This is a genomic window from Xanthomonas sp. 60 (assembly GCF_011761925.1).
The window spans coordinates 31955-57940 of record NZ_JAASQW010000008.1 but is presented as its reverse complement, the minus strand read 5'-3'; the positions used below and the strand labels follow the sequence as shown (position 1 = coordinate 57940).

Annotated in this window: 26 protein-coding genes and 1 pseudogene; 14 read left to right on the top strand and 13 right to left on the bottom strand. The window is 68.1% G+C overall.

All coding sequences use genetic code 11. The annotated features are described in order from the left end of the window. Window positions 1-18: 18 nt before the first annotated feature. The 3 genes and pseudogenes from FHY09_RS14975 to FHY09_RS14965 form a co-directional block, all read left to right on the top strand. Window positions 19-309, top strand: a pseudogene (locus tag FHY09_RS14975) (hypothetical protein); the annotation flags it as partial. A 27-nt stretch (window positions 310-336) separates the two neighbouring features. Further along, a complete protein-coding gene (locus FHY09_RS14970; protein WP_166927786.1) occupies window positions 337-1272 on the top strand; it encodes an MBL fold metallo-hydrolase in 936 nt (311 codons plus the stop codon). A gap of 75 nt (window positions 1273-1347) precedes the next feature. After that, window positions 1348-3000 carry a M28 family metallopeptidase gene (locus tag FHY09_RS14965; RefSeq protein ID WP_166927785.1) on the top strand — a complete coding sequence of 551 codons (1653 nt, stop codon included), beginning with the start codon at window positions 1348-1350 and terminating at the stop codon, window positions 2998-3000. Between the two features lie 33 nt (window positions 3001-3033). Here FHY09_RS14965 and FHY09_RS14960 read toward each other — a convergent pair whose 3' ends face one another. Then, on the bottom strand, window positions 3034-4344 hold the full coding sequence (locus tag FHY09_RS14960; RefSeq protein ID WP_456362840.1) for a uracil-xanthine permease family protein: 1311 nt from the start codon (window positions 4342-4344) through the stop codon (window positions 3034-3036). Window positions 4345-4467: 123 nt separating this feature from the next. Here FHY09_RS14960 and yedA point away from each other — a divergent pair, with 123 nt between their 5' ends. The 3 genes from yedA to FHY09_RS14945 all read left to right on the top strand — a co-directional run bounded on the left by yedA (window position 4468) and on the right by FHY09_RS14945 (window position 7245). Further along, window positions 4468-5367 (top strand): drug/metabolite exporter YedA, encoded by a 900-nt coding sequence (gene yedA / locus FHY09_RS14955; protein WP_166927704.1) that lies wholly within the window; start codon window positions 4468-4470, stop codon window positions 5365-5367. Then, entirely contained in the window at window positions 5364-6272 is a 909-nt protein-coding gene (rarD, locus tag FHY09_RS14950; protein ID WP_208407937.1) for an EamA family transporter RarD, read from the top strand. Before yedA ends, rarD begins: the two co-directional genes overlap by 4 nt. A gap of 109 nt (window positions 6273-6381) precedes the next feature. Then, a complete protein-coding gene (locus FHY09_RS14945) occupies window positions 6382-7245 on the top strand; it encodes a hypothetical protein (RefSeq protein WP_166927703.1) in 864 nt (287 codons plus the stop codon). A 12-nt stretch (window positions 7246-7257) separates the two neighbouring features. Here FHY09_RS14945 and FHY09_RS14940 read toward each other — a convergent pair whose 3' ends face one another. From FHY09_RS14940 to FHY09_RS14925, 4 genes are all read right to left on the bottom strand, one after another. Beyond that, window positions 7258-8577 (bottom strand): ABC transporter permease, encoded by a 1320-nt coding sequence (locus FHY09_RS14940; protein WP_166927702.1) that lies wholly within the window; start codon window positions 8575-8577, stop codon window positions 7258-7260. A 9-nt stretch (window positions 8578-8586) separates the two neighbouring features. Beyond that, window positions 8587-9744 carry an ABC transporter permease gene (locus tag FHY09_RS14935; protein ID WP_166927701.1) on the bottom strand — a complete coding sequence of 386 codons (1158 nt, stop codon included), beginning with the start codon at window positions 9742-9744 and terminating at the stop codon, window positions 8587-8589. A gap of 14 nt (window positions 9745-9758) precedes the next feature. Then, the gene (locus FHY09_RS14930; RefSeq protein ID WP_166927700.1) at window positions 9759-10448 is read right to left on the bottom strand and encodes an ABC transporter ATP-binding protein; all 690 of its coding nucleotides are present in this window, start codon (window positions 10446-10448) and stop codon (window positions 9759-9761) included. A gap of 142 nt (window positions 10449-10590) precedes the next feature. Next, a complete protein-coding gene (locus FHY09_RS14925; protein ID WP_166927699.1) occupies window positions 10591-11829 on the bottom strand; it encodes an efflux RND transporter periplasmic adaptor subunit in 1239 nt (412 codons plus the stop codon). 200 nt (window positions 11830-12029) lie between these two features. On the opposite strand from FHY09_RS14925, the gene FHY09_RS14920 reads away from it, so the two are divergent. From FHY09_RS14920 to FHY09_RS14895, 6 genes are all read left to right on the top strand, one after another. Further along, window positions 12030-12935 (top strand): ABC transporter ATP-binding protein, encoded by a 906-nt coding sequence (locus FHY09_RS14920; protein WP_166927698.1) that lies wholly within the window; start codon window positions 12030-12032, stop codon window positions 12933-12935. Further along, entirely contained in the window at window positions 12932-13723 is a 792-nt protein-coding gene (locus FHY09_RS14915; protein ID WP_166927697.1) for an ABC transporter permease, read from the top strand. The genes FHY09_RS14920 and FHY09_RS14915 overlap by 4 nt, the downstream gene beginning before the upstream one ends. A 6-nt stretch (window positions 13724-13729) precedes the next feature. Beyond that, on the top strand, window positions 13730-14965 hold the full coding sequence (locus tag FHY09_RS14910) for a sensor histidine kinase (RefSeq protein WP_166927696.1): 1236 nt from the start codon (window positions 13730-13732) through the stop codon (window positions 14963-14965). After that, window positions 14962-15564 carry a response regulator transcription factor gene (locus FHY09_RS14905; protein WP_166927695.1) on the top strand — a complete coding sequence of 201 codons (603 nt, stop codon included), beginning with the start codon at window positions 14962-14964 and terminating at the stop codon, window positions 15562-15564. The genes FHY09_RS14910 and FHY09_RS14905 overlap by 4 nt, the downstream gene beginning before the upstream one ends. Window positions 15565-15677: 113 nt before the next feature. Next, window positions 15678-16781 (top strand): catalase family peroxidase, encoded by a 1104-nt coding sequence (locus tag FHY09_RS14900; RefSeq protein WP_166927694.1) that lies wholly within the window; start codon window positions 15678-15680, stop codon window positions 16779-16781. Then, window positions 16778-17311: a cytochrome b gene (locus FHY09_RS14895; protein WP_166927693.1), complete on the top strand. Its 534-nt coding sequence runs from the start codon at window positions 16778-16780 to the stop codon at window positions 17309-17311. The genes FHY09_RS14900 and FHY09_RS14895 overlap by 4 nt, the downstream gene beginning before the upstream one ends. Before the next feature lie 44 nt (window positions 17312-17355). Here FHY09_RS14895 and FHY09_RS14890 read toward each other — a convergent pair whose 3' ends face one another. From FHY09_RS14890 to FHY09_RS14860, 7 genes are all read right to left on the bottom strand, one after another. After that, window positions 17356-18723 carry a leucyl aminopeptidase family protein gene (locus tag FHY09_RS14890; protein ID WP_166927692.1) on the bottom strand — a complete coding sequence of 456 codons (1368 nt, stop codon included), beginning with the start codon at window positions 18721-18723 and terminating at the stop codon, window positions 17356-17358. Continuing rightward, window positions 18720-19445 carry an HAD family hydrolase gene (locus FHY09_RS14885; protein ID WP_166927691.1) on the bottom strand — a complete coding sequence of 242 codons (726 nt, stop codon included), beginning with the start codon at window positions 19443-19445 and terminating at the stop codon, window positions 18720-18722. Before FHY09_RS14885 ends, FHY09_RS14890 begins: the two co-directional genes overlap by 4 nt. A gap of 31 nt (window positions 19446-19476) precedes the next feature. Further along, window positions 19477-20574, bottom strand: coding sequence for an AI-2E family transporter (locus FHY09_RS14880; RefSeq protein ID WP_166927690.1), 1098 nt, complete (start codon window positions 20572-20574; stop codon window positions 19477-19479). Between the two features lie 67 nt (window positions 20575-20641). Continuing rightward, window positions 20642-21115, bottom strand: coding sequence for a protein sip-5 (locus tag FHY09_RS14875; RefSeq protein ID WP_166927689.1), 474 nt, complete (start codon window positions 21113-21115; stop codon window positions 20642-20644). Beyond that, complete coding sequence (locus tag FHY09_RS14870) at window positions 21112-21582, bottom strand: phage holin family protein (protein ID WP_166927688.1); 471 nt, start codon at window positions 21580-21582, stop codon at window positions 21112-21114. Before FHY09_RS14870 ends, FHY09_RS14875 begins: the two co-directional genes overlap by 4 nt. Before the next feature lie 5 nt (window positions 21583-21587). Next, complete coding sequence (locus FHY09_RS14865) at window positions 21588-21953, bottom strand: hypothetical protein (RefSeq protein WP_166927687.1); 366 nt, start codon at window positions 21951-21953, stop codon at window positions 21588-21590. Between the two features lie 140 nt (window positions 21954-22093). After that, complete coding sequence (locus FHY09_RS14860) at window positions 22094-23521, bottom strand: Do family serine endopeptidase (RefSeq protein ID WP_166927686.1); 1428 nt, start codon at window positions 23519-23521, stop codon at window positions 22094-22096. Window positions 23522-23925: 404 nt separating this feature from the next. Between FHY09_RS14860 and FHY09_RS14855 the strand changes: the two genes are divergently transcribed. Together FHY09_RS14855 and FHY09_RS14850 are read left to right on the top strand one after the other, a co-directional pair. Further along, window positions 23926-24654 carry a histone gene (locus FHY09_RS14855; protein WP_166927685.1) on the top strand — a complete coding sequence of 243 codons (729 nt, stop codon included), beginning with the start codon at window positions 23926-23928 and terminating at the stop codon, window positions 24652-24654. Between the two features lie 227 nt (window positions 24655-24881). Continuing rightward, window positions 24882-25454 carry an OmpO family porin gene (locus FHY09_RS14850; protein WP_166927684.1) on the top strand — a complete coding sequence of 191 codons (573 nt, stop codon included), beginning with the start codon at window positions 24882-24884 and terminating at the stop codon, window positions 25452-25454. 99 nt (window positions 25455-25553) lie between these two features. On the opposite strand, the gene FHY09_RS14845 is transcribed toward FHY09_RS14850, so the two are convergent. Then, window positions 25554-25943, bottom strand: coding sequence for a DUF6165 family protein (locus tag FHY09_RS14845; RefSeq protein WP_166927683.1), 390 nt, complete (start codon window positions 25941-25943; stop codon window positions 25554-25556). Window positions 25944-25986 lie beyond the last annotated feature (43 nt).

Below are 25986 nucleotides of genomic sequence, written 5' to 3'. Positions count from 1 at the left end.
GACATGGAGCCTCCTGCGATGGCCTGGTTGTCCCTGCTGCTGTTCCTGCCCTGGTTCGCCCTGCTGGGCGGGCTGTTCTGGCTGTACCCGCGCCAGCGCGGGGCGCGCCGGCGGCGCCGCTTCGACACGGCCGCACTGGCGCTCGCCCTGCTGCTGAGCGTGCTGGCGATGCAGTGGGGTTACCGCCTTGCGGGCGCGGATGCAGCGGCCGGCGTGGGTCGCATCTGGCCGCAGGTGGTGGCCGTGCTGTACGCCTACGGCGCCTTCCTTGCCGTGCTGGCGGTGGCGCTGTGGTTGCGGCCACGCTGGGTGGGCGCGGCCACGCCAGGGATCGCCGTGACGTCCCTTGATCCCAGCATCCATATCGTCGATACCGGCTTCCAGCGTGAAGCCTTCGACGCAGCCTACCTGGTGGTCGAAGACGGGCAGGGCGCCTTCGTTGACTGCGGCACGGGCCTGGCCGTGCCTGCCATGCTGGGTGCACTGCACGCTGCCGGGTTGCAGCCAAGCGACGTGCGCTGGCTGCTGCTGACCCACGTGCACCTGGACCATGCCGGCGGCGCGGGCCTGCTGATGCAGCATCTGCCGAACGCGCAGCTGGTGGTGCACCCGCGCGGGGCGCCCCACATGATCGATCCGGCGCGGCTGATCGCCGGCGCCACGGCGGTGTACGGGGCCGAGGAAATCGCACGCAGCTACGGCCCCATCGAAGCCGTACCCGCCGAGCGCATCGTGGTGGCCGAGGACGGGTTCGTGGCCTGGCTGGCGGGCCGTGCGCTGGAGTGCGTGCACACGCCGGGCCATGCGCTGCACCACTATTGCGTGTGGGATGCACGCAGCGCCAGCTGGTTCACCGGCGATACCTTCGGTCTGTCCTACCGCGAGCTGGACACTGCGCAGGGGCCCTTCATCATTCCCACCTCCTCGCCGGTGCAGTTTGATCCGGAGCCGTTGAAGGCGTCCATCCAGCGCCTGCTGGCCCGCCGCCCCCGCACGATGTACCTCACCCACTTCGGCCCGGTGCAGGACGTGCAGCGGCTGGGCGGGGATCTGCTTGAGCAGATCGATGCGATGGTGGCGATCGGGCGCCAGTGCGAGGGCCGGCCTGACCGGCACCACTGCCTGGTGGCCATGCTGCGCGCGCTGTATCTCGCGCGCGCGCAGGCACATGGCGGCGTGCTCGAGGAAGCCGGCGTGGAGGCCGTGCTGGCAATGGACATCGAGCTCAACGCGCAGGGGCTGGCGTGCTGGCTGGACCGCGCGCACCGCTGAGCCGCCGCTGCCATGCGCTGGGTCGCGCTACACTGCGGACCGACCTTCTGCTGCCATGGTATTGCCGTGAATCCGATGCGCGTGTTGCTGCTCTCTTCCTGCCTTTTCGTCGGTGGCGTGGCACACGCAGCCAACGACCTCCCGGGCGGTGGCATCGACGCTGAAGCACTGTCGCGGCATGTGCAGGAGTTGGCGTCGGAAGCCTTCGAAGGGCGTGCGCCGGCCACGGCCGGTGAAGCGCGCACCGTGGACTACCTCATCGAGCAGTTCCGCAGTTACGGCCTGCAGCCGGGGGGCCGGGACGGCAGCTGGGTGCAGCCGGTGCCGCTGGTGCGTGCGCAGCTGGACGGCGCGGCCAAGGCCACGCTGGCACTGAAGAGCGGGCGGCGCACGCTCGCCAACGGCGAGGATGTCACGCTGCAGAGCCTGCAGCCGCGTGCCCGGGTGCAGATCAAGGACGCGCCGCTGGTGTTCGTGGGCTACGGCATCGATGCGCCCGAGCGCGGCTGGGATGATTTCAAGGGCGTGGACCTGCACGGCAAGATCGCCGTGATGCTGATCAACGATGCCGATTTCGAGGCCGATGCCCCCGGCGCCTTCGATGGCAGGGCGGTGACCTACTACGGCCGCTGGACCTACAAGTTCGAGGAAGCCGCGCGCCGCGGTGCCGAAGGCGTGCTGATCGTGCACGAGACCGCGCCGGCCGCGTACGGCTGGGCCACGGTGAAGAGTTCGGGCACCTCGCCCCTGTTCGATATCCAGCGCAGCCGCGAGGACGCCCTGGCCCAGCACACGCCGCTGCGCGGCTGGATGCAGCGTTCGCTGGCCGAGGCGATCTTCGCCGACGCGGGCCTGGATTTCGATGCGGAAAAGCGCAAGGCGATGACCCGCGGGTTCAAGCCGGTCGCGCTCGACAATGCAAGGCTCAACGTTGATTTCGCGCTCAAGCGCGAGTCCGTGGTGACGCACAACGTGGTGGCGAAACTGCCTGGCGGGGCGCATGCGGAGGAGGCGGTGATCTTCTCCGCGCACTGGGATGCGTTCGGCGTGGGCCTGCCCGACGCGCAGGGCAAGCGCGTGCGCCATGGCGCCATCGACAACGCCACCGGCGTAGCCACCGTGCTTGAACTCGGCCGTCTGTTCGCCGCCGGACCCACCCCGCAGCGCAGCCTTTACTTCGTTGCATTGACGGCCGAGGAAAAGGGCCTGCTCGGCGCCAGCTATTACGCCGCCCATCCGCTGGCGCCGCTGGAAAAGACCGCGGCGGTGATCAATATCGAAATGTTCAGTCCGGATGGCGCCACGCGTGACATCGCCTCGTGGGGCAAGGGCCGGGTTTCGCTGGAAGGTGACCTGGCCCGTGTGGCCCGGGCCCGCGGCCGCAGCTACAGCCCCGACCCGAACCTGGAGGCTGGCTTCTTCTACCGCGCCGACCACTTCGCGTTCGCGCGGCTGGGTGTTCCTGCGATCACCATCGGCCCGGGACTGGACAAGCTGGAAGGCGGCGTGGAGGCGGGCAAGGCGCTGCGCGACACCTATTTCGCCAACTGCTACCACCAGCCCTGCGATGCCTGGACGCCGTCCTGGGACCCGGCCGGCCATGCGGCCGATACGCTGCTCGTCTATGACCTGGGCCTGGAGCTGGCCAACAGCCGCACGTGGCCGAGCTGGGAAGCCGATTCGGAGTTCCGCAAGGCACGCGAGAAGAGCGAGTCGGCACGCCGCTGAGTACGGCCGGGCATCCGCGGTGGAACCGGGGGGTCACGGGCGCTCGCGCGTCCACCCGGCGTTGCCCGGCAGCAGCAGGTTCAGCGCGATGGCCACCACCGCGCACAGCGCGATGCCCTTGAGGCCGAAATCATCCGGGCCGGTCCCGGTGCCGACCAGCACCCCGCCGATCCCGAACACCAGCGTCACCGAGACGATGACCAGGTTGCGCGCTTCGCCCAGATCCACCTTGTGGCGGATCAGCGTGTTCATGCCGACCGCGGCGATGGAGCCGAACAGCAGGCACAGGATGCCGCCCATCACCGGCACGGGAATGCTCTGCAGCAGCGCGCCGAACTTGCCGACGAAGGCCAGCACGATGGCGAAGATCGCCGCCCAGGTCATGACTTTCGGGTTGTAGTTCTTCGTCAGCATCACCGCACCGGTCACTTCGGCATAGGTGGTGTTGGGCGGGCCGCCGAACAGCCCGGCGGCCGTGGTGGCGACCCCATCACCGAACAACGTGCGATGCAGGCCCGGGGTCTTGAGGTAATCACGTCCGGTGACGCCGCCGACCGCGATCACCCCGCCGATGTGCTCGATGGCTGGCGCCAGGGCGACCGGCAGCAGGAACAGGATCGCCTGCCAGTTGAACGCCGGCGCGGTGAAATGGGGCAGTGCGATCCATGGTGCGGACGCGATCTTCGCCGTGTCGATGACGCCGAAGTACAGCGACAACGCGAACCCGACCAGCACGCCGGCCATGATCGGCACCAGCCGGAACAGTCCGCGACCGAACACGGCCACCACCAGGGTGGTCAGCAGCGCCGGCATGGAGATCAGCATCGCGGTGCGGTAGGCGATGAGTTCGCTGCCGTCGGCAGATCTGCCCATGGCCATGTTGGCTGCGATGGGCGCCATCGCCAGGCCGATGGAAATGATCACCGGACCGATCACCACCGGCGGCAGCAGGCGGTCGATGAAACCGGTGCCCTTGAGCTTCACCGCAAAGCCCAGGAACGTGTAGACGAAGCCGGCCGCCATCACCCCGCCCATCGTGGCGGCCAGCCCGAACTGCTCCTTGGCCAGGATGATCGGGGTGATGAACGCGAAGCTCGACGCCAGGAACACCGGTACCTGGCGCCCCGTCACCAGCTGGAACAGCAGGGTGCCCAGGCCGGCGGTGAACAGGGCTACGTTCGGGTCCAGCCCGGTGATCAGCGGCATCAGCACCAGCGCACCGAAGGCCACGAAGAGCATCTGCGCACCGGTCAGCATCTGGCGCCAGAGCGGGTCGTTGAATTCGTCCTGCATGGTGCGGCCTTCCTCGATCAGGTCCCGGACGAGGCATTCGTGCGCGGGAATCCGGGCCATGATAAGGCGCTTCACGGCAGCGCCCACACCGATGGAAAACAGCCTGCCGCCTTATTGGCTGCCCGCCGCGCCGCAAAGGCCTAGAATCCCTCCTCCCCCGCATGCTGGTGGCCCATGGCCGTCGTGACACACTCTCCCGCCGCGCCGCGTCCCGGTGCTGTTGTCCTGGCCCTGCTGCTGGTCTACGTGGTCTGGGGCTCGACCTACCTGGCCATCGCCAAGGCCCTGCAGGGCGGCGTGCTGCCGCTGACCTCGGTCTCCGGCGCGCGCTTCATCGTGGCCGGGGCGCTGATGTATGGCGTGCTGCGCGTGGCCCGCCGCATGCCGCGCCCGACATGGCGGCAGTGGCGCAACCTGATGATCATGGGCTTCACCATGCTGCTGCTCGGCAACGGCATGGTGGTGCTGGCCGAGCGCGAGGTCTCCTCCGGCCTGGCGGCCACCGCGGTGGCCTCGGTGCCGTTGTGGATGGCGCTGTTCTCCGCCGTGCGCGGGCAGAACGCGAGCCGCGGTGAGTGGCTGGGCATCGCCATCGGGTTCCTCGGCGTGGTCTGGCTCAACGCGGGCAGCAGCCTGGCTGCCTCGCCGATGGGCCTGGTCCTGCTGCTCATCGCACCGGTGGGCTGGGCGTTCGGCTCGGTATGGGTGCGTGGCCAGGACCTCCCGGGCCCCTTCATGACCGCGGCCGGACAGATGCTCTGCGGTGGGGTGCTGCTGGTGCTGACCGGACTGCTGGCCGGTGAGCGACCCACCACGCTGCCGTCGGCCGATGGCCTGGTCGCGGTGGCCTATCTGTGCGTGTTCGGTTCCATCGTGGCCTTCACCGCCTATGTGTGGCTGCTGCACAACGTGCGCTCGACCCTCGCCGGAAGCTACGCCTACGTCAATCCGGTGATCGCCGTGCTGCTGGGCACGCTGCTCAACGGCGAACATTTCGGCTGGCGTGACCTGCTGGCGATGTCGGTGATCCTCGCCGGCGTGCTGGTGCTGACCCTGGCGAGGACGCGACGATGAGTCCGGTGACCCTTACCGAACAGGAACAGCGCCGCGGCTTCCTGATCACCGCCGGCACGTTCGTGCTGTGGGGCCTGGTGCCGGTGTACTGGCACCTGTTGCGCGAGGTGCCTTCGTTCCAGATCATCGCCCACCGGATCATCTGGAGCACGGTGCTGGTGGTGGGCTGGCTGCTGCTCAGCAGCCGCCTGCGCTGGCTGCACGCCATCGCTGCACAGCCGCGCGCGCTGGCGACGCTGGCGGTAAGCAGCGTGGCGATCGCGTTCAACTGGGGCCTGTACATCTGGGCCATCAATGCCGGCCATGTGATCGACACCAGCCTGGGCTACTTCATCAACCCGCTGGTGAGCGTGGTGCTGGGCGTGGTGGTACTCAAGGAACGGCTGCGGCGCCTGCAATGGCTGGCCGTTGTGTGCGCGGCGCTCGGCGTGGCGTGGCTGACAGTGCAGGCCGGTGCACCGCCGTGGATCGCGCTGGGTCTGGCTGGCTCGTTCGGGCTGTATGGCCTGCTGCGCAAGATGATCTCGGTCGATCCGGTGGCCGGGCTGGCGGTGGAGAGCCTGTACCTGTTCCTGCCGGCGCTGGGCTTCGCGCTGTGGAGCGAGAACGGCCAGGGCGGCGGCTTCTTCGGCGGCTGGGGTTGGCGCAACGATCTGCTGCTGGTCTTCGGGGGCGTGGTCACCGCCGCGCCGCTGATCGGTTTCGCGTACGGGGTCAAGCGCATCGCGCTGTCCACGGTAGGCGTGCTGCAGTTCATCGCGCCGAGCCTGGGCCTGCTGCTGGGCGTGTTCTTCTTCAACGAGCCGTTCGACGGTGGGCGTGCACTGGGTTTCGTGGCGATCTGGATGGGGCTGGGGCTGTTCGTATTCGATGGGCTGCGGCGGGCGCGCGATCGTCGTTCCTGATCAGTATCGATTGGGTGATAGACCAATCAACTAAAAGACCGTTTTCTGCAAGCGCAGGAGCGGCGCAAGCGTCCCAATGACCGCTCACACTGACGTGAGAGATCCGCCCATGAAGTCCCTGATGCTTGCACTGTCCGCACTCGGCCTGCTGGTTGTTTCTTCCCCTGCCGCCGCCGCTTCTGCGGTACCTCCCGATCCGATCGCCTATCCCTGCTACTACTGCAGCTATCCGGAAATGGAAGCTGTCGCGCTGTCGAAGGGCGCAGGCGAGCACTATGTGTACGATCAGTCCAGGAACGCGATCCATGGCTTTGTCGTCACACAGCAGGGCGCCAACCTCGGCGCCGCAGGCTTCGCACCACCGCAATGGGTGATGAGGCAATTTCTAGCGATGCTGGAGGTTTACGATCCCGTCAGCGGCGCGTTCGTGCACATGATGACGAACGTCAATCTGTTCGCCCCCGGCAGGCCGCATACCCGCAGCGATGCGTACCTGTGGGGACATCACACGACAGCACTGAATATCCTGCATGGACAGGCACGCGAAATTGCGCGACGTCACATCTCGCAGCGGCTCGTGCTGCCCTACCTCACAGCAGATGTCGAACATGGTCGCCTGCTGCGCTTCCAGACGTCGGCAGGGGCGTTCATACCCACCATTGCGCGACTTTATCCCAGCTCCATGCGCCTTGGAAATGTCGATTATGTCTATGAACATGATTCGGGCTCATGGCACTACCTGCAGGCAAGCGACTACTGCAACGAGATACCCGAATCCGCCGCAGACTTCACCGGACCCACCGGGCGCCGTATGTTCACGTACACCTCCGCGCAAACGCTCCTGGCCGACTACTTCATCGAGCGCGCACGATGGGCGGGGGTTCGAATCATTGGCGAACTGACGCCTGGGCGCGAGGTGACCTTCCTCTGTACCGAAAGCGCCAGTGACAGGAGCTGCACGCTTTCACGGTAACGATTCGTCACTTCACGTCTCCCGCAGTGCGGTGGTGATCGGCAGACGCGCCGCACGCAGGGCGGGGAACAGCCCGCCCACCAGGCCGATGCCCAACGCCCACTTCAACCCGCTCCACAGCAGCTCCGGCGAGACATGGAACTTGAACACCACGGCACTGAAATTGCTGCCGATGGTGGACACGCTGTAGCCGTTGAACAGCAGCCAGGCGATCCCGCAGCCGAACAGCCCGCCCAGCAGGGCCAGCAGCATGGTTTCCAGCATCACCGCCGTCACCACCGGCGTGCCACGGAAGCCGATGGCGCGCATGGTGGCGATCTCGCGCGCGCGCGTGGCTACGGCGGCATACATCGTGTTGAGCGCACCGAACACCGCGCCGATGGCCATGATCGCACCGATCACCTTGCCGAGGATGTTGATCAGCGTGGTCAGGCCGCCACCCTGCTTGCCGTAGTAGACACGCGTGGTTTCCACATCGAGCTTGAGCCGCGGATCAGCGGCGACGGCAGCCTTGAACTGCTTGAAACCAGCGGCGCCTTCGGTGCGTGCGTTGATCGACTGGAACGTGGTGCGCTGGTAGGTGGTGGCGAGTGTTTCAGCGTCGGTCCACAGCTCCGAATCGTGCGCGTCGCCGGCGGCGAACACGCCCACCACCGTCCAGGCCTGGTTGCCGAGGGTCAGCGTACGGCCCACCGCCAGGTCCTTGAACTGGCCCTGCGCCGCCTGGCCGACAACGATCTCGCGCTTGCCGGTCTCGAACCGGCGTCCTTCGATGATGCGCACTTTGTCATGCACGCCCCAGGCCATTTCGCCGACGCCGCGGAACTGCGCGTTGACGTCGGTACCATCGGTCTTTGAAACCAGGTTGACCACCTGTGAGAGTTCCGGCGACAGCAGCGGACGGCCTTTGTCATCGCGGGCCACGCCGGGCAGGGCAGCCAGCAACGGCACCTGCGCACGGGTGATCACCGAGTTGGTCTCCGCCTGCGATCCGCCGCGCAGGACGATCGCGGTGGTGTCATCGCCGGTGCTGTCCAGCGTGGCCTGGAAGCCTTCGCCCATGGCCAGCATCGCCACCAGCACACCGACCACGCCGGCGATGCCCACCACGATCACCGAGGATGCCCCCCAGCGCTGCGGCAGGCTGGCGATGCCGATGCGCGTGGCTGCCAGCGCCAGCCGGCCACTGCGGGTGAGCACCAGCCACAGCGCGATGGCCACGGCTGCACCGAGCACGCCCCACCACGGCAACCAGATCCACAGGGCCAGCCCAATGACCAGCACGAGCAGGGTCGCCGCGTTCACCCACCATTTCTTCAGTGTGCTCTTCATGTCCGCTCCTCAGCGTCCGGCCAGCGCATCGACGATCTTCAACCGCTTGGCGCGCAGCGCCGGCAGCAGGCCCACCACGATTCCGATCACGATGATCAGCGCGATGCCGATCAGCCACGTCGCCGTCGGTACGTGCGCAGGCAGCAGTCCACGGGTCTGCGGCGCCAGTACCGGCAGGATCACTGCGGCCAGGCCCATGCCGATCGCACCACCCAGGCCGACCAGCAGGATGGCTTCGACCATCACCAGCGAAAGCACCGTGCGATCCTGGAACCCCAGCGTCTTCAGCGTGGCCAGCTCCGGGATGCGCTCCCGCACGGCCTGCGCCATGGTGTTGCCGGTCAGCAGCAGCAGGGTGAAGAACACCGCCCCCATGATCGAGGTGACGATCAGCCCGATGTCCGCGAACTGCTTGACGAACGCCTGCTGGAACGCTGACTCGGTCTGCGTCTTGGTCTCGTGGTCCGAGTTGGCCGAGATCGCATCGATGGCCTGCGCCACGCGCGAGGCCTGGGCCGGATTGTCGAGCGTGATCGTGTACCAGCTGACCTGGTTCTTGATGAAATCGTTGGACTCATCGAAGTATTTCCAGTTCATCATCAGCTGCTGCTCTTCATTGCCGGCCGCCGTGCGATCCTTCGAACGGAACGTGCCGACCAGTTCCAGCGGCCAGTCGTTGCTGCCGCCGCGTGGAAAGATGGTGGCCTGCAGCGGAATGGTGTCACCGATCTTCCAGCCGTACTTCGCGGCCAGTCCTTCGCCGACGATCGCGCCGGTACGGGTTTCCTGGAAGCGCTTGAGCTGGTCCGGTGCGACCTGCAGTTCGCGGTAGACATCGAAGTAGTTCGGCGCCACCGAGAAGTTGGCGAAGAAGTCCTTGGGGTCGCGGTAGATGCCGCCGAACCACATGCCGTAGGTGACGTCACGTACGCCGGCCACCTGGCGGATCTGCGCCTCCAGGCGGATCGGCAGGGACTGGGTGAGCGACAGACGCGAGGCAGTGATGAGCCGGTTCGCACCTTCCACGCTGCCACCGGAGGTGAAGGCCACGCGCACCGAATCGAGCATGCCGAACAACAGGAAGGCCGCCACCACCGAGAGCAGCGTGAGCAGGGTCCGGGTGCGGCTGCGGAACAGCTGCGCCCAGACCAGCGAGAAGTATTTCATCGCCGTCGTCTCCCTCAGTGGCCAAGCGGCGCGCTGGCCAGCTCGCCCTTGTCCAGGTGCACGGTGTGGGTCGCGTACTCGGCCGCCTTCGGGTCATGGGTGACCATGATGATGGTCTTGCCGTGCTCGCGGTTGAGCTGCTGCAGCAGGTGCAGGACCTCCTCGGCCGACTGCCGGTCCAGGTCGCCGGTGGGCTCATCGCAGATCAGGAAGGTCGGGTCGGACACGATCGCGCGGGCAATCGCCACGCGCTGCTGCTGCCCGCCGGAGAGCTCATTGGGCCGGTGGCTCCGGCGCTCGGCCAGGCCCACCAGGGTCAGGGCGATCTCGGCGTTGCGGCGGCGCTGCGCGGCGTTGAGATGGGTCAGCAGCAGCGGCAGCTCCACGTTCTTCTGCGCGGTGAGCATCGGCATCAGGTTGTAGAACTGGAACACGAAGCCCACGTGGTGGCTGCGCCAGGTGGAGAGCTGTCCGCCACCCATCTGGTCGATGCGCTCGCCCTCGATGCTGATCTCCCCGCCGCTGGGTGAGTCCAGGCCTCCGATCAGGTTGAGCAGCGTGGTCTTGCCCGAACCGGAGGGACCCATCAGCGCGACGAAATCGCCACGCTCGATGTCCAGGTCGATGCCGTGCAGCACCTGCACCTGCTCCGGGCCACGCTGGTAGGTCTTGGTGATGTTGCGCAATGAAACCAGGGTCGACATGGCAGTCCTCGGCAGGTTCGGGTGGAGCATCCGGACAACGGGGTGCACGCGGCGGCCGGCGGCCGCGCGTGCGGTTCATGGGCCACCGCAGTGGCCTGCAACGGTGCAGCAGGCCACGCGCGGGCGCGGCCGTTGAACTCGCTCAGGGGCCGCCGGCCTCGACCACCGGGCTGCCATCGGCCAGGGCCTCGGGCGGGCGCAGCACCACGGTCTCGCCGGCGCGCAGGCCCTCCAGTACCTGGCGATCCTTGTTCATGGCAATGCCGGTCTGGACCGGGCGCTGCCGCACGCGCGACTGCGCATCGACCACGTAGACCACCGTGGCACCGTCCTTCTCCACCACGGCCTCGGCCGGCACGCGCACGCCCTTTGGCTCCTCGGCCCCCGGCGCCTGCGGCTGTTCGAGGAAGCTGACCCGTACGCCCATCTCCGGCACGATCCGCGGATCCTTCGTCTTCAGCGCCACGCGTACCTTCACCGTGGCCTTGCCGCGGTCGGCGGTGGGCACGATGGCGATCACTTCAGCGGGAATCTTCCATTCCGGATAGGCGTTGAGCACGGCCTCCACGGGCATCTTCGGCTGCACACGCCCGATGAACGCCTCACCCACCTCGACCTCGATCTCCAGCGAGTCCATGTCCACGATGGTGCCGATGCCGGTGCGGGTGAAGCCCCCACCGGCCGACAGCGGCGAGACGATCTCACCCGGCTGTGCGGCCTTGGCCGTGACCACGCCGGAGAACGGTGCACGCACGGTGTTGTTGTCCACGCCGAGTTCTGCGATGGCCAACTGGTCGCCCGCGACCAGCACGTTGCGCTGGGCGGTCTGCAGCTGCGCGCGCAGGCTGTCGCGCTGGGCGACGGCCTGCTCGTACTGCGAGCGTGACACCAGCTGCTGCTGCACCAGCGGCTGCAGCCGCTGCGCCTCGGCCGAGGCCTGCGTCAGCTGTGCCTGCAGGCCGGCAACCTGGCTGCGCGCGGACTGCACCTGGGAAGCGGAAAGCGCGCGCTGCGCATTGGCATCGATGGGGTCCAGCGTGGCCATGACCTGCCCTTCCTCCACCCGCATGCCTTCCTCGATCAGCACTTCGCGCACTTTGCCGGTGATCTTCGCCGAGACCGTAGCCATGCGCCGCGCGACCACGTAGCCACTGGCATCCAGTACCGAGGCGCTGGTGCCACCGCTGCCGACGGCCACCGCCGGTGCGGTGCTCACCTCCACGGGCTGGGGCCTGAGCACCCGCCACGCTGCGATCGCGGCGATCAGCAGCAGCACGATGGCCAGGACGATCCACAGCCAGCGACGTCCACCCGGTGGAGGCGTCGGCGCAGCCTTGCGATCGATGCGGAGTTCCTTCAGCAGTTCGTGGGAAGCGTTCATGGGCAACCAGGACGTTGGATCGGGCCGAGTGTGACCGCACCCTGCGGGCCGGGCAAATCAGGGCACCCCGGACGGCCCACAGCATGGCGGGGGACACCGTGCCGTGGCAGTGACAGCTGTCATCCGCCCGCCGTGATGCCCGGCCCTGCTGCTGGTCATGCAGTCCGGTTACGCTTGCTGCATCTGCCTGGAGTTCCGTCATGACCGTTCCCTCTGCTTCGCCCCCGTTGGCCAGCCTGCACCAGGTGCAGGTGCGCTATGCCGGCAATGACGCGCTGTGCGGGATCGATCTGCAGATCGACGCCGGTCAGGTGCTGGCCCTGCTGGGTCGCAACGGGGCCGGCAAGAGCACCGCCATCGCGGTGATGCTCGGGCTGCGTGTCCCGGATGCCGGCCAGGCCCTGCTGCTTGGTGGCGACCCGCAGGACCGTCGCCAGCGCGAGCATGTCGGGGTGATGCTGCAGGACACCTCGTTGCCGGAAAAGCTCACCGTGGCCGAACTCATCCACCTGTTCAGCGCCAGCTACCCCGAGCCGCGGCCGCTGGCTGAATGCCTGGAGATCGCCGGCTTGGAGGCGCTGGCGAACCGGCGCTACGGCCAGATGTCCGGCGGCCAGCAGCGCCGCGTGCAGTTCGCCATCGCGCTGTGCGGGCGACCGCGCCTGCTGTTCCTGGATGAGCCCACCACGGGCCTGGACATCCAGGCGCGGCAGGCGATCTGGCGTGCGGTGCGGCGGCTGGTCGGCGAGGGCTGCGGCATCGTGCTCACCACGCATTACCTGGAAGAGGCCGAGGCGCTGGCCCACCGGGTGGTGGTGCTGGAAAAGGGCCGGGTACTGGCCGACGGCCCGCTCGCGCAGTTCCGCCCCCAGCTGGCGCCCCGGCGCATCCGCTGCCGCAGCAGCCTGCCACTGCAGGAGGTGCAGGCCTGGCCGGGAGTACGCGATGCGCAGCGCGAAGGCGACCGTCTGGTGCTGCTGGCCGAGCCGGCCGAAGCGGTGGTGGCACGCCTGCTGGCTGCTGATCCGGCACTCAGCGAGCTGGACGTCCGTGGTGGCGGCCTGGCCGACGCCTTCGAAGAACTGACCCGGGAGCAGGCGGCATGAGGACCCCCACGGAAACCACCCGCGCAGAGCAGGCCGCTGCCGCATGTGTACCTGTGCGCCGCCCATGGTGGCGTCCGTATCTTGCAGAGGCGCGTGCCGAACTGCTGCGCATGCAGCGCACGCCGGCCTTCGTGCTGCCCTGCCTGGTGTTCCCGGTCGGGTTCTATCTGCTGTTCGGCGTGCTCATCGGCGATGGCGACGCCGCCAGCTATCTGCTCGCCACGTACTGCGTGTTCGGTGCGATGGGACCGGCCCTGTTCGGCTTCGGCGTGCAGTTGGCGTTCGACCGCCAGCAGGGCATGTTCGCGCTGCGCCGCGCGTTGCCGGTGCCGCCGCTCGCACCCCTGGTGGCACGCCTGCTCATGGCGGTGCTGTTCGCCCTCGGCGTGGCCGGCCTGCTGATGCTCGCCGGTCACTTCATCGCCGACGTGGACCTCACGCTGCCGCACGTGCTGATCCTGTTCGGCGTGGCGGCCTTCGCCGCGCTGCCGATCGGTGCCATCGGCCTGCTCATCGGCGCCACCTCCAGCGCCGATGCCTCCACCGCCATCGTCAACGTGGTGTACCTGCCGATGGCCCTGCTTTCGGGGCTGTGGCTGCCGCTGGAACAGATGCCGGACATCTTCACCACCCTGGCGCCGCTGTGGCCGACCTGGCATGCCGCGCAGCTGGCCATGCCCACCGTCGGCCTGGACGGCGGAAATCCCTGGGTGCACGCCGCCGCGATGCTGGCGGTGACCGGCGTTTTCACCGTGCTGGCCATGCGCCGGCTGCGCCGCGTCGGGTGAGCACCGATGGCTGACACCCGCCTGCATCGCCGGCTGCGCGTGGCCCTGCCGGCACGCGTGGCCCGCCTGCTGCATCCGGCACCGGACTCGGCGGTGGCCGAAGACAGGGCACGCGGCATTTCGCCGCACGCCAGTGCCGTGCACCTGTTGTGGACCGCGTGGGTGTTCACCACGCCGCTGTTTTCCGCGGCCGGCTACACCTGGCGCTGGGGCCTGCTCACGCTGCTCAGTTACCCGCTGTTCCTGCTGCTGTATGCCCGGGCCCAGGTGGTGCCGCGCCGGCATGCGCCGCGCTATGCCGAAGCGATGATGGCGCTCGGCCTTCTCCTGCTGCCGTGGTACCCCTCGGCGGTGAGCTACTTCATCTTCGGCTGCGTGATGCTGCGCAGCTGGGGCCACGGCGCCGTGCGTTACCTGCTGAAACTGCTGCTGGCCAATGCGCTGTTCGTGCTCGTGGCAGCGCTGTCCGGTTACCCCTGGCAGGCGCTGGTGTGGGTGCCGCTGATGGCGCTGATCATCGGTGTGTGCATCAACGTGACCGCGATCGGGCAGGAAAAAGAGGCCGAGCTGCGCTTGAGCCAGGAAGAAGTGCGGCGCCTGGCCACCACCGCCGAGCGCGAGCGCATCGGACGGGACCTGCATGACCTGCTCGGCCATACCCTGTCCCTGATCACCCTGAAGCTGGAGCTGGCCGGCAAGCTGCACGACCGCGGCGACGCGCGGGCGCGGCTGGAGATCGGCGAGGCCGAGGCGGTGGCCCGCGAAGCGCTGGCGCAGGTGCGCAGCGCGGTGACCGGCATCCGCTCCAGCGACCTGGCCGGCGAACTGGCGGCAGCGCGCCTGCTGCTCGAATGCCAGGGCGTGCTGCTGCAGTACCCACCGCCGCCACCGCTGCCGCCGGAGATCGAGCGCACACTGGCGCTGGTGCTGCGCGAGGCGGCCACCAACATTGCCCGCCATGCCCGCGCCAGCCGCGCTGAGGTCGCCTTCCAGGTGCACGCGGGCCGGCTGCGCATGGATATCCGCGACGACGGCCAGGGCAGCAACGGGGTCGAGGGCAACGGACTGTCGGGCATGCGCGAGCGCATCGCCGCACTGCGCGGCAGCCTGGCCATCACCACCGGTCGCGGTGCCGGCACGCACCTCAGCGCGGACGTGCCGTTGCCCGCGCGCAGCGAGCCGCCGGCGGCGGCGCTGGACACGCCTGCGCCCGTCCATGCCCTGCAGGCGGTGCGGCCGTGATCCGGATCGTTTTGGCCGAGGACCAGGCGATGGTGCGTGGTGCATTGACCGCGCTGCTGGCGCTGGAGCCGGACATCGAGGTGCTGGGCAGCGCCGCTGACGGTGAAGCGGCCTGGCGCCTGCTGCAGCAGCTGCAACCGGACATCCTGGTCACCGATATCGAGATGCCTGGCCTGACCGGGCTGGAGCTGGCCCAGCGCATCGCCCGCCACGCGCTGCCGACCCGGGTGGTGATCGTGACCACCTTCGCCCGTGCGGGGTTCCTGCGCCGCGCGCTGGAGGCCGATGTACGCGGCTACCTGCTCAAGGATTCCCCGGCCGAGCACCTGGCCGACGCACTGCGCCGCGTGCACAAGGGCGCGCGGGCCATCGATCCGCAGCTCGCGCTCGATGCCTGGTCCCAGGCCGATCCGCTCACCGATCGCGAGCGCAGGGTGCTGCGGCTGGCCGGCGAAGGGCGCTCGGCCACCGACATCGCCGAGCAGCTGGGCCTCTCGCATGGCACGGTGCGCAACTACCTGTCCGAGTGCATCGGCAAGCTCGGCGTGGCCAACCGCATCGAAGCCTACCGGCTGGCCCGGCAGAAGGGCTGGCTCTAGCGCACGGGCCCTGCCCGGGTGCACGGGCAGCGGAGTCTTGTCGAAAATTTGAATACCGGCCATACACGTCATCTGCGACGATGCGGACGCCTCCCCTTCCGGTTGCCACGCCCATGTCCCTGTTCCGTTTCCGCCGTGAAGGCGGATTGCCGCGCACGCCGCGGGCACATTCGCCACTGCCCTGGCTCGCGCTGATCGCGCTAATCCTGGGCATCGCGGCGCTGACCTTCGCCTGGCTCGCGGGCTGGATCGGCAACCGGCTGACCACCCAGCGCTTCACCGATGCCATCGAGGCCAGCGGCGGCAAGCACCCCGGCTTCCGCCGCGCGCACAGCAAGGGGGTGTGCGTGAGCGGGGTGTTCGAGCCCAGCGCGCAGGCCGCCACATTGTCCTCCGCACGCGCGTTCTCGCAGGCCCGGGTGCCGGTGCTTGGACGCCTCTCCATCGGCGGCGGCGACCCGTACGGTGCGGACAACACCGCGCGCGTGCGCAGCATCGCGGTGCAGCTGAGCAGCGATGACGGCCAGCAGTGGCGCATGGCCATGAACAGTTTCCCGTTCTTTGCCGTTCCCACGGCCGAAGCGTTCTTCGAGCAGACCCGCGCGCAGCGCCCGGACCCGGCCACCGGCAAGCCCGATCCCGCTGCGATGGCGGCGGTGCTGGAGAAATACCCCAGCGCGAAGGCGTTCCAGCACTGGGCCAGGACAGCGCCGTGGAGCACCAGCTGGGCCAACACCACGTTCAACGGCATCAACAGTTTCTGGTTCACCAACGCGCAGGGCGAGCGCCGTGCGGTGCGCTGGCGCTGGCAGCCGCAGGCCGCCTTCGAAGCGATGGATGCCGCTGCCCGCGCCTCGGCGGATGTGGATTTCCTCAGCGCCGATCTGCAGCAGCGGCTGGCCGCCGGCCCGGTCCGCTGGAACCTGGTCGTCACCCTGGCCGGTGCAGGTGACGTGGTGGAGGATCCGTCGGTCGCCTGGCCGCAGGACCGCGAGCAGGTCGTGGCCGGTGTGCTGAGCCTGGACCGCATGCAGCCACAGGAAGGGGGCCCGTGCGGTGAATTGAATTTCGATCCGCTGATCGTGCCCAGTGGCGTGCGCGGCAGCGCGGACCCGATCCTCGCCGCCCGATCGGCCGTGTACTCGCAGTCCTTCAACCGCCGTGAGCGCGAACGCGCGAAGGGCACGATCGAACAGGCACCGGAGGGATCACGATGAAGGCGCGCGATGGACACTTCAATCTGCCCGCCCGTCTGCTGCACTGGACGATGGCGGTGATGATCCTGGCGATGCTGTTCGTCGGCGTGGCCATGGTCGCCTCGGTGCAGCTGCGGCCGATGCTGGTGGACCTGCACCGCCCGCTGGGCATCTCCATCGGGGTGCTGGCGCTGCTGCGGTTGTACAACCGTCTGCGGCACCGGCCGCCGCCGTTGCCGGCGGACCTGCCGGCGTGGCAACGGTTGGCGGCGAAGGTCTCACACTGGCTGCTGTATGGCCTGATGCTGGCCATGCCGGTGGTCGGTTGGGCCATGCTTTCGGCCGGCGGCTACCCCATCGTGCTGTGGGAGGGCCTGCACCTGCCGCCCATCGCGCCGCATACGCCGTCGGCCTATGCGGCGCTGCGTGGTGCGCACAGCGTTCTGGCCTACCTGCTGTTCGCCACGGTACTGATGCACGTAGGCGCAGCGCTGTTCCATCTCTGGGTACGGCGCGACGGCGTGTTCCAGTCGATGGCCAAGGGGCGCTGACGCGCCCGCTCAAGACGGCCCGCGCGGTGCGGGCCTGCCGGCGCTCAGGCGTACCGTGCCTTGAGCATTGCCCACGCCGAGCGCAGCGCCAGTGCCTCGCCACCGGCCGGGCGACCCGGCCGTTCGCCATCGTTCCAGGCGTACACATCCAGGTGCGCCCAACGCTGGTCATCGGCAAGGAAGCGCTCCAGGTACAGCGCCGCGGTCACCGAACCGGCCATGCGTGAACCTGCATTGGCCAGATCGGCGATGCCACTGTGGAGGTAGCGCAGGTACGGCCGCCACAACGGCATGCGCCATACCGGGTCGCGGGTCTGCTCGCCGGCCTGCAGCCACTGGTTGGCTACTGTGTCGTCGTTGCTGAACAACGCCGGCAGGTCGGGGCCCAGCGCAATGCGCGCCGCACCGGTCAACGTGGCGAAATCCAGCACCAGGTCCGGCGACTGTTCGCAGGCATAGGTCAGCGCATCGCACAGAACCAGCCGCCCTTCGGCGTCGGTATTGTCGATCTCCACGCTCAGTCCCTTGCGGGTGGCGATGACTTCGCCGGGCCGGAAGGCATCCGGGCCGATCGCATTCTCCACCGCGGGCAGCAGCAGGGTCAGCCGCACCGGCAGCGCCTGCGCCATCACCAGACCGGCCAGCGCCAGCGCATGCGCCGCCCCGCCCATGTCCTTCTTCATGTTGCGCATGCCATCGGCCGGCTTGATGTCCAGCCCTCCGGTATCGAAGCACACGCCCTTGCCCACCAGCACCAGCGCCGGGTCCGTTTCCTTGCCCCAGCGCAGCACGATCAGGCGCGGCGCGCGGTGCGAGGCACGGCCGACCGCGTGGATGGCCGGGAAGTTCTGTTCGAGCAGGGCGTTGCCGGTGATCGACTCCAGCGCCGCGCCATGGGTGGAGGCGAGCGTGCGCGCGGCCTCTTCCAGCTGCTGCGGGCCCATGTCCTCGGTGGGGGTGTTGACCCAGTCACGCACGCGCAGGCTGGCGGCGATCAGATCGCACACTTCGCTCGAAGGCGTTGCGACCAGCTCGGCCGGCGCGCGGCTGCGTTTGCGGTAGCGGTCGAAGCGGTAGCTGCCCAGCCCCCAGCCCAGCTGCAGCAGGGCCTGCTCCGCTTCGGGCAGCGTAGTGGCAAGTGACCAGCGCGAGCCGGCCGGCAGCGCCTGCGGGGCGTGTGCGTAGCTGTAGGCATCGGCACGGTCGCCCACGCCAAGCACCGCGCCGGCAAGGCCCTCGGCGCCCGGCAGCAGCGCAACGCTGTGCGCGGCGCCATCGAACGCCTGCGCGGCAAGCCAGGCCCGGGTGGCCTCAGGCTGCGCGTCCCGCCATGCGGCGAGCCCGCTGCGGTCCACGACGTGCAGCGGCAGGGCCTGGGCCGGGTTGGAAGTGAAACCGGTGATCTCGCTCATGCGTCGTTGCTCCGGGAAGCGGCGGTGATGTCGTGGGTATCGAGCCAGTCGGCCAGCCCGGCCAAGGTCTCGAAATGCAGGTCCGGCTGCAGGACCGGGTGCTTCCATGCGGCGCCTTCGCGGTTGATCCAGCAGCCCCGCAGGCCGGCGGACATCGCACCCACCACGTCCATCTCCTCATGGTCGCCGACATGCAGCACCTGCTCCGGCGGCACGCCGAGCCGGGTACAGGCGGCCAGGAAGATGGAAGGATCGGGCTTGGCGCTGCCGTGTTCGCGCGCGCCCAGCTGGAAAGCAAACAGGGGGGCGATGCCGATCTTCTGCAGGTCCGCATTGCCGTTGCTGAGTGCGGCCACCGGCACGCGTGCGGCGATGCGCTGCAGGGCATCGAGCGCGTCAGGGTAATAGGTCACCTGGTTGCGCACGGCGAAGAACGCCTCGTAGGCCGGCTCGGCCAGGGCGATGTCGGCCCCGCTTTCACGCAGGGCCATCTCCAGCGCGAGCCGGCGCAGCGCGCTGAGGTCGTGGTGCAGGTGGGGGTTGTCGACGTAGGCCCGTTCGCGCAGTGCCTGCATTGCTTGCCCGGGGAACATGGCGGCGGTGGCAGGACTGTGTTCGAGCATCCACTCGTGCAGCACGCGGTCGATGCGCGCGCCGATGGGCGCGAAAGGCCAGAGGGTATCGTCGAGATCGAGGGTGATGGCTTGGATGGTTGGATTCACCCCGCCATTCTACGCCCGCGCCCGATGGCTTTCATTCCAGCAGCCGGGCCCAGCCGTGCATGCCGTCCAGGCGCGCCAGCACCAGTTTGATGCAGACCAGCATCGGCACCGCCAGCAGCAGCCCGATGATGCCCCACAGCCAGCCGAACACCATCAGCGCCAGGATGAGCACCAGCGGCGAGATCTTCATCTGCCGCCCCAGCACGATCGGCGTGACCAGCTGGCCTTCCAGGGTGTGCAGCGCCAGATAGGCCGCGGCAGGCAGCACCGCGGCCAGCGGTTCGTTGAACTCGACGAAGCCGACCAGCAGCATCATCACCACGCCGATCAACGGGCCTACGTACGGCGCGAAGTTCAGCAGCGCCGCGGCGGTGCCCCACAGCAGCGCATTCTGCATTTCCAGTCCGAGCAGCATCAGCACGCCGGCAAACACCAGGCCGACCAGGGTATTGATGACGGTGATGGTGAGTACGTAGCGGGAGACCTCCCGTTCGATGGACTTGAGGATCTCGGTGGTGAAACGCTGCTGGTGCCGGGTGGGAAACAGCGCGATGGCATGCCGCTGCAGCGACTGCCCGTAGATCATGAAGAACAGTGTCAGCAGCACCACCGCCAGCACCGACGCCAGCAGGCGGGGGGCGCGGGTGAGCACCTTGTAGGGGTCATCGAGCTGCGTGCGGACCACTTCCACGCGTCGGCTGCCCTCCCCGGCGGCCACGCGCGCGAAGTTCTCCGCGGCCTGGTTGGCCTGCTGCATCGGCTTGGTCAGGTTCTGTACCTGCCGGCCGATCTTGCGCATCTGCTGCGGCGCTTCCTGCGCCCACTCCATGGTCGGACCGATCAACTGCACTGCCAGCGCCGAGGTCGCGCCCAGCCCGAGCCCGATCACCAGCACCGCACCGATCGCGCGGGGAACCCAGAGGCGTTCCAGCAGGCGCAGGATGGGGTTGCCCACGAGGGCGAAGAACATGGCCAGCAGGATCGGCAGGATCAGCGACTGCGCCGCCCACAGCGTGAAGGCCATCGCCAGCGAGGCGAGGACCACCAGGGACATGGGAGCACGGGGGCGGGGAGGGTGCGCGAGCGTGGGATCGGCGGGCGCCGCCGAGGCAGTTACAGGGACGCTCATTGATGCACCGGCCAGGACAAGTGACCCATTATGGGCCCGCCGCGATCAACGCGGCGGGGTGCTCATGTCAACGTTCCGACAATTCCGTAGCGGCTTCGGCCGGGCGCGGGCCGGCACCGGATGGACCGCGCGGCATGTCCCGATGGGACGCCGCTGCGGACGCGATGGGATCCTGCGCGGCGACCGTCGTGGCGGCATCGTCGGCCTTGGTGGCGGCAGCATCCGCCTGGTTGGCCGCATCCTCCGCCGTGCCCGCGGCGTGCGCGGCCATGGCCGAGGCGAACGCGGCCTGCGCGCCGGTGAACAGATTGGAGACCGAGGTGATCATCTGCAGCCAGCGGGCGCCATTGAGCTTGCCCGGCAGTTCCAGCTTGCCGGCCACGAAGCCACCGGCCAAGCCGGCGACGACGATGCGCAGGGGCGTCCAGCCGGTCTGCCACGCCTGGCCAAGCTGCGACCAGTTGTGCTGTGTGTCGTCCATGCGGACCACCACGACCTGCTCGGCCCGCTTCACGCGCCGCTGCAATGCACTGAACCTCATCGCAGGTCCTCCGGAATCTTTACATCGGCATCCGGATCTTCATCCGAAGGTTCATCGAACAGCCCCAGCCGGGACAGCTGGCGCCGCGTCGAATGCATGCCGGTGTGCTGGAAGAAATAGGAAACGCGCCACGCCGCGACCGCCGCTACGATCAGGCTGGCGATCGAGGTGATCAGCAGCGACTGCAGCCAGGACAGGCCCATCCGTTGCATCAGGGCGATCAGCGTGGCTGCGGTGAGCAGCCACGCCGAACCCCCGAACACGATCGCAACGCCGGCCCAGGCGAGCGCGCGCCCGAAGGCACTGCGCGCCAGCGCGAAGTCCGCCGAGGCCAGCCGCCGCAGCGAACGCAGCGAGTGTTTCGCTGCCTCCGCCGTTGCCTTGCCGGCATGACTGACCTGACGGACGCTCTCATCCAGCGACGGCGTCGCCGTCGGATCGTCGGCGCGTGCGGATTGATCGCTCACGCGGCTTACTTGTCGCCGCCGTTGGCGCCGAGCTTGGCAATCAGCCAGCCCGCCGCGAAGGCCACGCCGAAGGAGGCCAGCGGTCGCTCGCGGATCAGCTCGGCAGCGCTGTCGACCAGATCCTTGCCCTTGTCCATCAGCGCATCGACCTGCTCCTTGGCAGCGGCACCGCCGAACTCGGCAGCCGCCAGGCCCGAGAGCGCGGTATCGGACAGCTCGGCCTTCACATTGGCCTTGCCAATGCGCAGTTCGTCGCCGGCCGCACCGGTGGCGCCCTTGATCGCGCCGCCGGCAGCGGTGGCCGCCTGCTTGAGGTGCGAACCGGCTTCGCCCAGGTGGTCCTTCAGGTTTTCGGTATTGGTGGGGCTCATCGGCGTTCTCCTAGCTATCAGTAAGGCCGTAACGGCGTTGGGTGTCCGTGACCGGTGGCAGATGCACGTGGCAGATGCGACCGGGGGTGACCATGGATACCACCGCCCGGGTATAGGGCACGTTACGGTACGGTATTCAATCAGCGCATCACCAATTGGCCCTGGGCGTTGCCGCGGATGATCTGCAGCACCAGTTGCGGCGGACGCTGCTGGAAACCGGCCTTCCAGCCCGCCAGATCGGAAAACTCGCCGCTGGTCGCTCCCACAATGATGTCGCCCTTGGCCAAGCGAGAAGCGGCAGCCCGGCTGCCATTGGCCACCTCGGCAACCTGCACGCCACTGAGCCCCGACTGGCGCAGGGACTCGGGCAGGTCAACGAACGTGGCACCGCTCAGGCGTGGATCGAGGGTTTCGCCTGCCAGCGCCCGCGGTTGCTCCTTCAGGACGGCCTTGACCTGCACCGGCTTGCCGTCGCGGCGGACCTCCAGCGTGAGCGTGCTGCCTACCGCCGCCAGGCCCTCGATGTTGTGCAGAGCCTGAGCACTGTCCACGCGCTGCCCGTTGGCGCTGACGATGACGTCACCGGGGCGCAGGCCGCCTGCTGCCGCACCCGATCCGGCGAGCACCCGCGCGACCAGGGCGCCGCGGCTCTCTGACAGCCCCAGGCCGCGGGCGATCTGCGGGGTCAGGTTCTGGCTCTCCACGCCCAGCGTGCCGCGCACCACCTCCCCCTTGGTCACCAGCTGCTCCACGACATTGCGGGCAAGGTTGGAGGGGATGGCCAGCCCCAGCCCGATGTTGCCGGCCATGCTGCCCTGCGGATTGAAGCTGGCGGTATTGATCCCCACCAGCTGGCCGGACAGGTTCACCAGCGCGCCACCGGAATTGCCGGGGTTGATGGACGCATCGGTCTGGATGAAATTCTGATAGCCAAGCCCGCGGATGCCACTGCGGCCCACCGCCGACACGATGCCCGAGGTGACGGTCTGGCTGAAGCCGAAGGGGTTGCCGATCGCCACGACGAAATCCCCGACGCGCAGCTGGTCGCTGTTGCCCAGCGGCAACGCGGTCAAGCCTTCGGCGGGAATGCGGATCAGCGCGATATCGGTATCCCGGTCCGAACCCAGGAACTCGGCCTTGACCGTGCGCCCGTCGGCAAGCGTGACCTGCACGTCGTCGGCGTTCTCGATGACATGGTGATTGGTCAGCACCAGGCCCTTGGCGGCATCGATGATCACCCCGGAGCCGAGCGATTCGTTGATGCGTTCCTGCGGCACATCGGGAAACAGGCGGCGGAAGAACGGGTCATCGAAGAACGGGTTGCGCACACGCACCACCTGCTTGGTGTTGACGCTGACCACGGCAGGCATCGCGCCCTGGAGCATCGGTGCCAGTGAAGGCACGGCCTGGCCGGCAACAGCAGCAGGCAGCGCAGCCGTCGCAGGCAGCACGCTGGCAGCGGGCGCCGCAGAGGCACGGTTGTCCAGATGGGCATTGATGCCGGTTGCCACGAAGCCGCCAAAGGCAGCGGCCAGTGCCAGCGTAAGCAGAGTCGGAAGCGGTCGCATGGATAGGGTCTCGTCAGTGGGCGGGCCGTCAGTGCGTACGGTAAGCCAAGCTGAACGAGTGTGTCGCGGACCGGCTGAAAACCTCATGAAAACAACGAGGCGATGTCGCGTGCAAGGGCGCTGTTGCGGGCGCTGGGCATCGGCCTGTGGACCTGCTGCGTCACCACCGCCGTCCACCGGATGCCGCACGATCCACGCGCGCATCGCTGTGGATCGTTGCAGAAAACGGGCAGGGTAAGCGTTGCGCGCCAATGTGCAGCGTTTCACGTTCTTTCGCTGCGGTATAGCATCGCCCCGTTCGAAACCCGTGCGCCCCGAGGAGGGCCCTGATGAGCAACGACAATCCAGTGGCAAGCAAGCGCAGGGCCGCTTCGGCAGCGATCAAGGACGCAGGCGATGGCAGCGTGGGCTCGCTCACGAAGGTCGCCGAGAGCGCCATGTCGCTCGTGGAGCAGACGGTCGGGCGCGCACGCAAGGCCGGTGGCACGCGGGCTGCCGCGGTGAAGCAGTCCCTCGTCAGCGTGGAAACTCGGGTAGCCAGGCAGGTTGGAGCCGCGGTGAGCGGCACCCTGTCCAAGGCGCGCCAGGCACTGGAAGTGGCCAGGGCCAACGCACAGGCGCAGGCCGCCACGCTGAAGAAGGAGGTCGCCAAGAAGAAGGCCGAAGGACGCCAGAAGCGCACGTCCGCACGCACCCCAGGCGACGCTGCGCCCGCGCGCAGTGCGGCAGCGAAGAAGGTCGCTGGCGGGACCGCAGGACGCCGTCGCACGGCCCCCATTGCCGCTGTCGCCAGCACCGTGCCCGGCACGCCCGTGGCGGTGAAGAAAGCGGCCGCCACGAAGACGGCAGCCCGCAGGTCCGTTGCCACAACGACCGCTACGAAGCAGGCGGCGGTGACGAAAACCGCCGCCCGGAAATCCACTGCGGCGAGCAGACCGACCGGGCCCGTCGGCCACGCGGCGAAAAAGCCGGTGGCAGCGAAGAAGGCAGCCGCCCGCTCCGTCAGCGGCGGGAAGACGGCCGCGAAGAAAACCGTTGCGGCTGGCAAGCCCGCTGCGGCGAAAAAGACGGCTGCTTCGTCTGCCACCCAGAAAGCCACCCCGCGCCGTACTGTCGCCAAACGCGCACGCTGACCGGCAACGCGCCTTTCCATCACGGGAGAGGCGCGCCTTCCAGTGACGTTTCTGGCAGGCCCTTCGTCGCCACGCCCGCCCGCGTGCCTGATTTCAGCTGAATACAAGCCAAAAAACGCCGCTGTGCTTTCAGGGAGCGTTGTGTCAAAAAACGGAAACTTTACATACCCCGCAGCGATGGCGCTCTTCCGCAGCCGCCGCCGTACAACAAGAAAGAGGTTTCCCCCATGAAGACGTCCCTGATTGCCCTGGCTCTTGCTGCCGCCCTGCCGTTCTCCGCTTCGGCAGCCGAGAACCTCTCCTACAACTACGCGGAAGGCAACTACCAGCGTGCCGACACCGATGCCGGCAAGAACGAAGGCTGGGGCGTGAAGGGCTCCTACGGCGTTCTTCCGAACATGCACGTGTTCGCTGACTACAGCCAGCGCAACGTCGACAACTCGAACAAGAACATCGACCAGTGGCGCGTGGGTGCCGGCTACAACGTCGAGATCGCCCCGTCGACCGATTTTGTCGCGCGTGCCGCGTACAACCGCGCCGAGCAGCGTGACGGCCGCGGCTTCAACGGTTTCAGCACCGAAGCAGGCATCCGTACCGCCTTCGGCGAGCACGTCGAGGTGTACGCCCTGGCCGGCTACGAGGATTACAACAAGAAGTACGGCATCAACCCGGAGAGCGAGGTTTATGGTCGCCTCGGTGGCCAGGTCAAGCTGAACCAGAACTGGGGTGTCAGCGGCGACCTGAAGATGGACCGTGACGGCAACAAGGAATGGTCGGTCGGCCCGCGCTTCAGCTGGTAAGACCATCGGCGCACGTTACGCGCGCGTAGCGTGCCCAATGCAACAGGCCCGGCGAAAGCCGGGCCTGTTGCGTTTCCAGCGCCGGCGTTGGTCAGAACGCTACTCGCCTTCGTACTGCTTCTCTTCCACCAGCACCGAGCCGGCCACCTGGTTGATGCGGTTCTTGATCTGCACGCGTACACCGTTGGTCTGGTAGACACCCCGCGCAAGCGCGATGAAGTCCTCATCGAAGGTCTGCGCCGCTTCCTTGTCCCGCAGGCGGTCCTGGATATCCCACATCCGCTCGTTGACGGTCTTCAGTTCGTCCTTCAGCGGCCCCAGCGCGGACTGCGCCTGCAGCTGCTGTTGCTGCAGCGGCAGCAGGCCTTCCAGCTCGGCACGCACATTGGCCAGCTTCGATGCATCGGTGATGCGCTCGGCCTTGATTTCCAGAATGGTGATCTTGTCGATCAGCTCGCCGATCGATACCGGGGTCAGGATCGTGTCCACGCACGGCCTCCGTTGAACAGGCGCGCATGATAGCGCGCCGGGG

What these genes read in the sequence shown, in the direction of transcription:
- FHY09_RS14965 (WP_166927785.1), top strand. Translation starts at nt 1,348, where the DNA reads ATGCGCGTGTTGCTGCTCTCTTCCTGCCTTTTCGTCGGTGGCGTGGCA.
- yedA (WP_166927704.1), top strand. Translation starts at nt 4,468, where the DNA reads ATGGCCGTCGTGACACACTCTCCCGCCGCGCCGCGTCCCGGTGCTGTT.
- rarD (WP_208407937.1), top strand. Translation starts at nt 5,364, where the DNA reads ATGAGTCCGGTGACCCTTACCGAACAGGAACAGCGCCGCGGCTTCCTG.
- FHY09_RS14945 (WP_166927703.1), top strand. Translation starts at nt 6,382, where the DNA reads ATGAAGTCCCTGATGCTTGCACTGTCCGCACTCGGCCTGCTGGTTGTT.
- FHY09_RS14940 (WP_166927702.1), bottom strand. Translation starts at nt 8,577, where the DNA reads ATGAAGAGCACACTGAAGAAATGGTGGGTGAACGCGGCGACCCTGCTC.
- FHY09_RS14935 (WP_166927701.1), bottom strand. Translation starts at nt 9,744, where the DNA reads ATGAAATACTTCTCGCTGGTCTGGGCGCAGCTGTTCCGCAGCCGCACC.
- FHY09_RS14930 (WP_166927700.1), bottom strand. Translation starts at nt 10,448, where the DNA reads ATGTCGACCCTGGTTTCATTGCGCAACATCACCAAGACCTACCAGCGT.
- FHY09_RS14925 (WP_166927699.1), bottom strand. Translation starts at nt 11,829, where the DNA reads ATGAACGCTTCCCACGAACTGCTGAAGGAACTCCGCATCGATCGCAAG.
- FHY09_RS14920 (WP_166927698.1), top strand. Translation starts at nt 12,030, where the DNA reads ATGACCGTTCCCTCTGCTTCGCCCCCGTTGGCCAGCCTGCACCAGGTG.
- FHY09_RS14915 (WP_166927697.1), top strand. Translation starts at nt 12,932, where the DNA reads ATGAGGACCCCCACGGAAACCACCCGCGCAGAGCAGGCCGCTGCCGCA.
- FHY09_RS14910 (WP_166927696.1), top strand. Translation starts at nt 13,730, where the DNA reads ATGGCTGACACCCGCCTGCATCGCCGGCTGCGCGTGGCCCTGCCGGCA.
- FHY09_RS14900 (WP_166927694.1), top strand. Translation starts at nt 15,678, where the DNA reads ATGTCCCTGTTCCGTTTCCGCCGTGAAGGCGGATTGCCGCGCACGCCG.
- FHY09_RS14895 (WP_166927693.1), top strand. Translation starts at nt 16,778, where the DNA reads ATGAAGGCGCGCGATGGACACTTCAATCTGCCCGCCCGTCTGCTGCAC.
- FHY09_RS14890 (WP_166927692.1), bottom strand. Translation starts at nt 18,723, where the DNA reads ATGAGCGAGATCACCGGTTTCACTTCCAACCCGGCCCAGGCCCTGCCG.
- FHY09_RS14880 (WP_166927690.1), bottom strand. Translation starts at nt 20,574, where the DNA reads ATGAGCGTCCCTGTAACTGCCTCGGCGGCGCCCGCCGATCCCACGCTC.
- FHY09_RS14875 (WP_166927689.1), bottom strand. Translation starts at nt 21,115, where the DNA reads ATGAGGTTCAGTGCATTGCAGCGGCGCGTGAAGCGGGCCGAGCAGGTC.
- FHY09_RS14865 (WP_166927687.1), bottom strand. Translation starts at nt 21,953, where the DNA reads ATGAGCCCCACCAATACCGAAAACCTGAAGGACCACCTGGGCGAAGCC.
- FHY09_RS14860 (WP_166927686.1), bottom strand. Translation starts at nt 23,521, where the DNA reads ATGCGACCGCTTCCGACTCTGCTTACGCTGGCACTGGCCGCTGCCTTT.
- FHY09_RS14850 (WP_166927684.1), top strand. Translation starts at nt 24,882, where the DNA reads ATGAAGACGTCCCTGATTGCCCTGGCTCTTGCTGCCGCCCTGCCGTTC.